This window comes from Clostridium sp., assembly GCF_032552055.1.
GTDB lineage: Bacteria > Bacillota > Clostridia > Clostridiales > Clostridiaceae > Clostridium.
Window position 1 is genome coordinate 1 of record NZ_JAWGSV010000128.1, and the last position, 8666, is coordinate 8666.

Here is an 8666-nt window from a genome sequence, read left to right on the forward strand (position 1 = left end):
GACTAAGGTTTAACAACTAAGTCAGCCAGTTGCCAAAGAGTACATTATACTTTTTGTTTCAAAAATTAATTAGTATTTATGGTTTATTTGTCATGCAAAATATTAATTAACAGGTATAATACAAGCTACTCATTGGAGTAGCTTTTTTTTAATGTGCTTCTGAGGGTAATAATAATCAGGAGGGGAACCAATGAATAAAAGAAAGATTGCTGCATTAATTTTAGCAGCAGTAATAACTAACTTTTCATCACCATCACTAAAGGTTTTAGCTGATGAAATAGTAGAGACAAAAATAGTTTCACAAGAAAATAAAGCTGAAGCTACTACTGCAAAAGTTTCGAGATTAGAAGCTTATCACAATGGGAAAGATGCTGAGTATAGCGAACTTTACAGAATGCCTAACTCTAACATAACTGAAATAAGTGCAAATGGAGGAGTTTATCCAGGTACTCAACTAGAATATATGCTAGATGATAACCCAGCAACACACTGGGAAACAAATACTAATAATAATGAAGAGTTTACTAATGAAGTAATTTTTACATTAGACAAGCCTCAGATCTTGGATAGAGTTGCATTTTTAGCAAGGGATAATAGAAAAGGATTCCCAGAAGAGTTTGAAATATATGCTTCAGAAAGAGCAGAAGGAGATACATTTGAATTAGTTTCAAAAGGAACAGCTAAAAGTACAAATGACTTTTTACAATTTAAATTTGAACCAACTAATTTTAAAAGAATAAAATTTAAATTTGTAAAAGCTAATATAAACAGACCTTTTGTTGCAGAATTTAGATTTTATAAAGAAGATATAACAGCAGGAAAAATTGAAAGATTATTCACAGATAATACAAAAAGTGTTGTTAGTGAAGAATTTAATAGTATAGAAAAGATAAATGCTTTAGAAGAAGAAGCTAAAAAGCATCCATTTTATGTAGAATATAAAACTTCTTTAGAGGATGCAAAAATACTTTTAAAAAAAAAAGAAATTGAGGCAACAACTGCAAAAGTTTCAAGATTAGAAGCATATCATACTGGAAAAGATAGTGAGTATAGTAAAGTATATAGAATGTCAAATTCTAATATAACTAATGTAAGTGCAAATGGAGGGGTTTATCCAACTACGAAATTAGAATATATGTTAGATGACAAACCAGAAACACATTGGGAAACAAATACTAATAATTCTAATGACTTTACTAATGAAGTAATTTTTACATTAGACAAGCCAGAAGTGTTAAACAGAATTGCATTTTTAGCAAGAGATAATAGAAAAGGGTTCCCAGAGCAGTTTGAAATATATGCTTCTGAAACAACAAATGGAGATACATTCCAATTAGTATCTACAGGAACTGCTCAAAGCACAAATGACTTTTTAGAGTTTAAATTTGAACCAACTAAATTTAAAAGAATAAAGTTTAAGTTTGTGAAAGCTAATATAAATAGACCTTTTGTTGCTGAATTTAGATTTTATAAAGAAGATGCAGTAGCAGATAAAATTGAAAGATTATTCACAGATAGTACAATGAGTACTGTTAGTGAAGAGTTTAATACTGTTGAAAAAATAAATTCATTAGAAGAAGAAGCTAAGAGTCATCCACTTTATGATAGCTTTAAAGAAAGTTTAGAAAATGCTAGGGAATTGTCAAATCAGCAAAAAATAGAAGCTACGACAGCAAAGACAAGACAATTTGAAGATTATTCTAATGAAGAATATTCAAATTTATTTAAAATGGATAATATCAATATAAATAGTATAAAGAATAATGCAGGTAATTATTCAACAGCAGTAATAACAAATGCTATAGATGGAGATTTAAATACTTATTGGGAAACTAATAAAGGAAATACAAGTGATTTTACAAATGAAGTAGAAGTAGAATTTAAAGAAGCTGTAGAATTAAATAGAATAGTATATGGAGCAAGACCATCTGATAGAAAAGGATTTGCTAAGGAGTTTGAAGTATATGCTTCTACAACATCAAAAGGAGATACATATCAACTTGTAGCAACAGGTACTCATGATAAAGTATCTGGTTTAGTTGAAGCTAAATTTAATCCAACTAAATTTAAAAGAGTTAAATTTAAATTTAAAAATTCAGATCAAAACTGGGCTACATTATCAGAAATAGCATTCTACAAGGAAGATCCTATAAGTGATAAGATTGATAATCTATTTACTGATAATACAATGAGCACTGTTAGTGAAGAATTTAATAGTATAGAAAAAATAAATGAATTAGAAGAAGAAGCGAAAAAACATCCACTTTATGAGAGTTTTAAAGAAGATTTAGCAAATGCTAAAGAATTAGTAAACAATCAAAAAATAGAAACTACAACAGCGACGACAATACAATTTGAACATTATTCTAATGAAGAATATTCAAATTTATTTAAAATGGATAATGAAAATATAAAGAGCATAAAGAATAATGCAGGTCAATATTTATCCCAAGTAATAACTAATGCGATAGATGGTAACTTAGATACTTATTGGGAAACTAACAAATCAAATACAAGTGAGTTTTCGAATGAGGTAGAAGTAGAGTTTAAAGAGGCTGTAGAATTAAATAGAATAGTCTATGGAGCAAGAAAATCTGATAGTAAGGGATTTGCTACTGAGTTTGAGATATATGGTTCTATGACATCTAAAGGAGATACGTATCAGCTTGTAGCAACAGGTCAACATAGTAAGACATCTGGATTAGTTGAAGCAAAGTTTAATCCAACTAAATTTAAAAGAGTTAAATTTAAGTTTAAAAAGGGAGACCAAGACTGGGCTACTTTATCAGAATTAGCATTTTATAAGCAAGATAAATTAAGTGATAAAATAGATACTTTATTTACCAATGGATTAATGAATGAGCTATCTAAAGACTTTAATACTATAGAAAAATTAGAAGCATTAGAAAATGAAACTAAAGGACATCCCCTTGAAAGTTCATTTAAAGAATTATTTGAAATGGCACATAAAATTATTAAAGGAGAATTAGAAACTGTAAAAGTTATTACTGCAGAACAACATGGGAATATGGAAGCTCATGCAAGGAATAATTTAAAGTTTGGATTTGGTAATAATAATCAGCCAACAGGAATTTCTGCAAAGCCAGGTGATGTTATAACTGTTTATGTAGATGCAGATCCAACAAAGCCATTACCACGACTAGCTTTTTCTCAGCAAGAAGGTAGTTATGCTAATTGGTTAAGAACAGTTAATTTACAGCCAGGAAAAAATGTTATAACTGTCCCAAATATACCAACAGACAACTGGTATAAACATGATGTAACTAGAGGGGGATCTATATATATAGTAAATCCTTATACAAGTGAAGAACAGCCTAAAGCACCAGTTATAAGATTTGCTTCAGGAGATAAGTTCCCATTTGTAACAAAGGATACTAACATAGATGATTTTAAAAACTTTTTAATAGAATATAAGAAAGCAATAGATGAAGATATAGAAAAAAATTCAAATGTTTTAAATAGAAAAGTCTTAGATGTATTTGAGTTTGTAAGTGATCACATAGTGTGGACAGGTACTGCGACAGGTGCATATCAAGCATATATCGAACAAGGTGTAAATCCTTTAGATACAATAAAATCTTACAATACTCATATGGAAGAAATATTTAAATATTACGGATTAGATGGAAGTAATGAAAAAAATGATCCTAAATTTATTAGAGAAAATGTAAGATTAGCACAACCATTCGGATATATGTATGCTGCAACTGGACATATTGGAGTGCAAAGAGATGTAATGGCAAATCATTTAGTTCCATTTGAAGAGAGAGGTCCATCATGGGGATTAACTCATGAAATAGGGCATAAAATGGACGTATATGAAAGATTATATGGTGAAGTTACAAACAATATGTTACCTATGTATATGTCTGTATACTATAATAAGATAGATAATAGAATACCATTTGAAAGTGAAGTTTATAATAATGTTATAAGTGAAAATTCTAATAAATACATTGAAAATGGAGTGTTTGGAAAATTAGCTGTATATTGGCAGTTAGAAATGTATAAGCCAGGTTATTGGGGAAAGCTAAATAAGTTATATAGAGAAAGGTCTATTAGCTTAGGAAGTGAAAATGCTGAGAATGTTAAGATGCAGTATTTGGTGAAGTTTTCATCAGAAGTGATAGGTGAAGACTTGAGTGAGTACTTTGCAAGACATGGTTTTGAAGTTAATGATGAAACTAGAGTTGAAACTAGTAAATACAAAAAGTCAGATAAAAAGATATGGTATTTAAATAATAGTAAAGCTAATTATAAAGGAAATGGGTTTACTCAAGATACTAATTTAGAGGTTGCATTAAATAGGGTTGAAAATGGAGTTAAGTTAAGCTTTAGTATAGATAATGGAGTTAAATCAGATTTACTAGGATATGAAATATTTAGAGATGGTGAATTAATAGGATTTACTTCAACAAATTCTTTTATAGATACTAATGTGGATACAAGTAAGAATTATAAATATGAAGTAATACCTTATGACATTAATTTAGGAACAGATGAAGCTGTTGAAGCAAATACATTTGGAGCAAGTATAAACCTTCAACAAAAGAATATAACTTTAAAATTAAGAGAAGAGTTTGATCCTTTAAATTATATAAAAGCATTAAACTATGAAGGAAATGATATAACGTCGAAAGTTTTTGTAGAACAAAATGTGGATACTAGTAAAATAGGTAATTATTATGTTAAATATATAGTAACTGATAATGATATAGAAGTAGAAAGAGTTGTAAAAGTTGAAGTAGTTAGTGATTATGACTATTTATCAGATGAAAACTGGGCATCAGTAGAAACTCAGTGGGGAACTCCAAGAAGAAATACTAATATAAAAGGTAGAGTAAATGGAGAGGAAAAAGAGTTTGAAAAAGGTTTTGGAATACATGCAAATGGTAAAATAATTTATGATTTATCAGGAAAAGACTATGATAATTTTGAAGCTCTATTAGGAGTTGATACATCAATAGCAGAACAAAATAATTCTAGTATAAAATTTGAAATAATAGCAGATGGAAAAGTTTTAGCCACAACAAATGTTTTAAAACATGCTGATGATATGGTATATATAAATGTACCAGTTAAGGATGTACAAGAGTTAGTAATAAAAGTTACTGATGCCGGAAATGGAAATACATCGGACCATTCAGTAATAGCTAATCCTAAATTAACTACAAATAATGCTAAACCTGTTTTAACAGTTCAGGATAAAGTCTATAAAATTGGTGAAGATGTAGACTTTAAAGAAGGTATTAGTGCAAAAGATGCTGAAGATGGAGATCTAACTTCTAATATTGAAATAATATCAAACTCATATGTAGAAGGTAAAACAGGTAGATTTGAAGTTGTTTATAAAGTAACTGATAGTGATAATAACTCAGTAGAGAAGAAATCATATGTTACAGTATATGAGGACTTTACAGTAAACAAATCTATGTTTGGTAAATTTGATAATTTAGATAAATATAATGAAGAATTTAAAATACCAGTATTTTCAGTAAGTAACAATGCAGGAAGATATGGAAATAGCGTTATAGAAAATTCTATTGATGGTAATGTAAACACACACTGGGAAACTAATAAACCAAATAGTGATAACTTCCAAAATGAAGTTATATTTGACTTAGGTGAAAGTAAAGAAATAAATAGAATAGCTTATAAACCAAGAAATGGTGGAAAAGGATTTGCTAAGAAGTTTGAAATATACATTTCTAATGAAGTAGAAGGAAATGACTTCATATTAGCAGGTAAAGGTGAGTACACTGGAAGTGTTAATGATCTTGTAGAGTTTAAAATAGCTAAAACTACAGCAAGACGAGTAATGTTTAAATTTATAGAAGCACATGAAAATTGGGCTGCTATAGGTGAATTGACATTCTATAAAGAAGATGCTTTAGCAGACAAGATGAATAGTTTATTTACTGATAATACTAAAACTGAAGTAACTGAAAGCTATAATACTTTAGAAAAAGTAGAAACTTTAAGAGAAGAAGTTAAAAATCATCCAGCTGCTAACTTATTTGAAGAAGATTTAGTTAAAGCTGAAAAAATAATAAAAGCTAAGTTTCCAACATTAAATGTTGAAGAAATAACTTATGTTAAATTAAACAGTGATTTTGACTTAACTTCAGGAGTTACTGCAAATGACCAAGAAGATGGTAATATAACTGAAAATATTCAAGTTAATAGTAATGATTTTAATACAGGTAAATCTGGAGAATATACTATAACTTACACTGTAACTGATAGTGATAATAATGTTACAACTAAAGATAGAAAAGTTGTAGTTTATAGTGAAAGTGCGTATTTATCTGATATTGAATGGGAATCAGCAGTATCAGGATGGAAGTCTGTAAATAAAGATTCAGCAGTTAACTTAAAGAATAAAATAAAACTTAAGGTTAATGGAGAAATAAAAGAGTTTGATAAAGGTATAGGAGCTGCAACAAATGCAGAAATAGTATATAACTTAGATGGAAACTATACTAATTTCTCAACATATGTAGGTACTGATAAAAACTACGATGACAATAGAACTACTATAATATTTAAAATATTTGCAGATGGCCAAGAAGTTTATACTTCAGATGTAATAAGAAAAGGTAGTGAAGCAGAACTTGTAAACCTAGATGTTACTGGAGTAAAAGAACTTAAATTAGTAGCAAATGATGCAGATGGAAATGGGCTTGGAGACTTTGCTTCATGGGGAGACACTAAAGTATATACTACAAATGCAAAACCAAAATTAACTATACCAGCTTCAGTAGCAACTAAGCTTGGACAAGAAGTAGACTTAAATAAAGAAGTGAGTGCAATAGATGCTGAAGATGGAGATATAACTGAGAAGGTTGAAGTAACTGGTAAAGTTAATTTTAATAAGCCAGGAAAATATGAAATATCTTATAAAGTTGTAGATAGTGATAGAAATGAAATAGTTAAAACTAGAACTATATCTGTAGTAGATATGAATGACTACAAGTATTTAACAGATTATGACTGGAAATCTGCAAACTCAGGTTGGAAAACTGTAAATAAGGATAAATCAGTAGAAAACAACAAACTTGGATTAACACAAGAAGATGGAGAGGCTATTTATTATGATAGAGGAATAGGTACTCATGCTACTTCTACAATAATATATGATTTAACTGATAAAAACTATGAATATTTCACTTCATTTGTTGGAGTAGATAGAGAAGTATATGGAAATGTTAGTTCAATAAGCTTTGAAGTATATGTTGATGGTGAAAAGAAGTTTGATAGTGGAATAATGAATTCTAAGGATATACAAAAAAATGTAGAAGTTAATATTACTGAAGCAAACGAATTAAAGCTTGTAGTAAGAGATGGTGGAAATGGAAATGCTGCAGATCATGCTACATGGGGAGATGCTAAGCTTCATTTTGCAAATGATGTACAAGCAAACTATAATGAATTAGAATCATTATTAAATGAAGCCAAGAAATATGTAAAAGATAATTATACTGAAGAGTCCTTCAAAGTATTAGAAAATGCTTTAAATAAAGCAAATGTTATATTAGAGGATAAGATAAGTACTCAAGAAGAAGTAAATTCTATAATTGAAGAAGTAAATAAGGCCATAGATAACTTAGAAGAAGCTGTAGATTTAAATGAAGTTATAAATATTTCAGATAAATATCTTAAAGCTGCTATAAAACAAGAGCTTAAGTTATCAAGTGATAATATAACTATAGGTGATATGCATAAATTAATAAACGTATCATTTAGTGGTAAAGGTATTGAAAATATTGAAGCATTAAAATATGCTAGAAATCTAGAAACAATAGATCTATCATATAATGAAATAAAAGATTTATCACCACTTAAAAATTTGAAAAAATTAACTAGTGTAAATGCACATCTTCAAATAATAACAGAGGGTATGCTTTACGCGAAAGACAATAAAATAACTTTAGATTATAAAGTATTAAATAAAAATGGTGATAGATTAATACCAAAGGCAGTAAGCATAAAAAGTAATAGAAGTAATGAAGCTGTTAATTTATCTTTAGAGGAAATAATGGATGAAAACGGAGTTGTTTCTTTTGATATTTCAAAATTTGATAAGTATCTACATAGTATGTATATAGTATATGAAGATGCTGAAAGTAATTTCTTAAGTCAATCATTATTTATGTTTGATGTAAAGTAGTAATATAAAATAAAAAATGGCTGTACCTAAAATTGAAAAGATGGTACAGCCATTTTTTATTTTATTAACAGAATAGTTTTAGGAAATATAAAGGATGATTTATTTTAACTGATAATGTGGAACTAAAATATTACAGCCTTACAAAATTGTAATGATAATGAAATATAGGGAAATAAGGTTGAATATACAAGTTTAGCATTTAATCTTATGCCTGAATTATTTACATTAACAGAACTCCAAAAGGTTTATGAAATAATTCAAGGAAAAGAACTTTTAGCAGCAGCATTTAGAAGAAAAATATCTAATATGGTTGTTGAGACAAAGGAATTTACTAAGGATGTAGGGCATAGGCCTTCTAAGCTATTTAGATATAACCCTAGATGGAAAAGAATTAAATAAAGACTTACTATTAGAGTAAATAAAGGTTGAAATGTACCTCATAAAGATAGATAATATAAAAGTCTATCCTATGGGG

General features: G+C 28.5%; 1 protein-coding gene and 1 pseudogene. Both read left to right on the top strand.

All coding sequences use genetic code 11. The annotated features are described in order from the left end of the window. Positions 1-190 precede the first annotated feature (190 nt). Positions 191-8191, top strand: coding sequence for an NPCBM/NEW2 domain-containing protein (locus E6248_RS09700; protein WP_316340612.1), 8001 nt, complete (start codon positions 191-193; stop codon positions 8189-8191). Between the two features lie 171 nt (positions 8192-8362). Continuing rightward, positions 8363-8590 (top strand): annotated as a pseudogene (locus E6248_RS09705) (NrtR DNA-binding winged helix domain-containing protein); the annotation flags it as partial. Positions 8591-8666 lie beyond the last annotated feature (76 nt).

Coding starts and splice junctions, on each gene's coding strand:
- E6248_RS09700 (WP_316340612.1), top strand. CDS start 191: ATGAATAAAAGAAAGATTGCTGCATTAATTTTAGCAGCAGTAATAACT.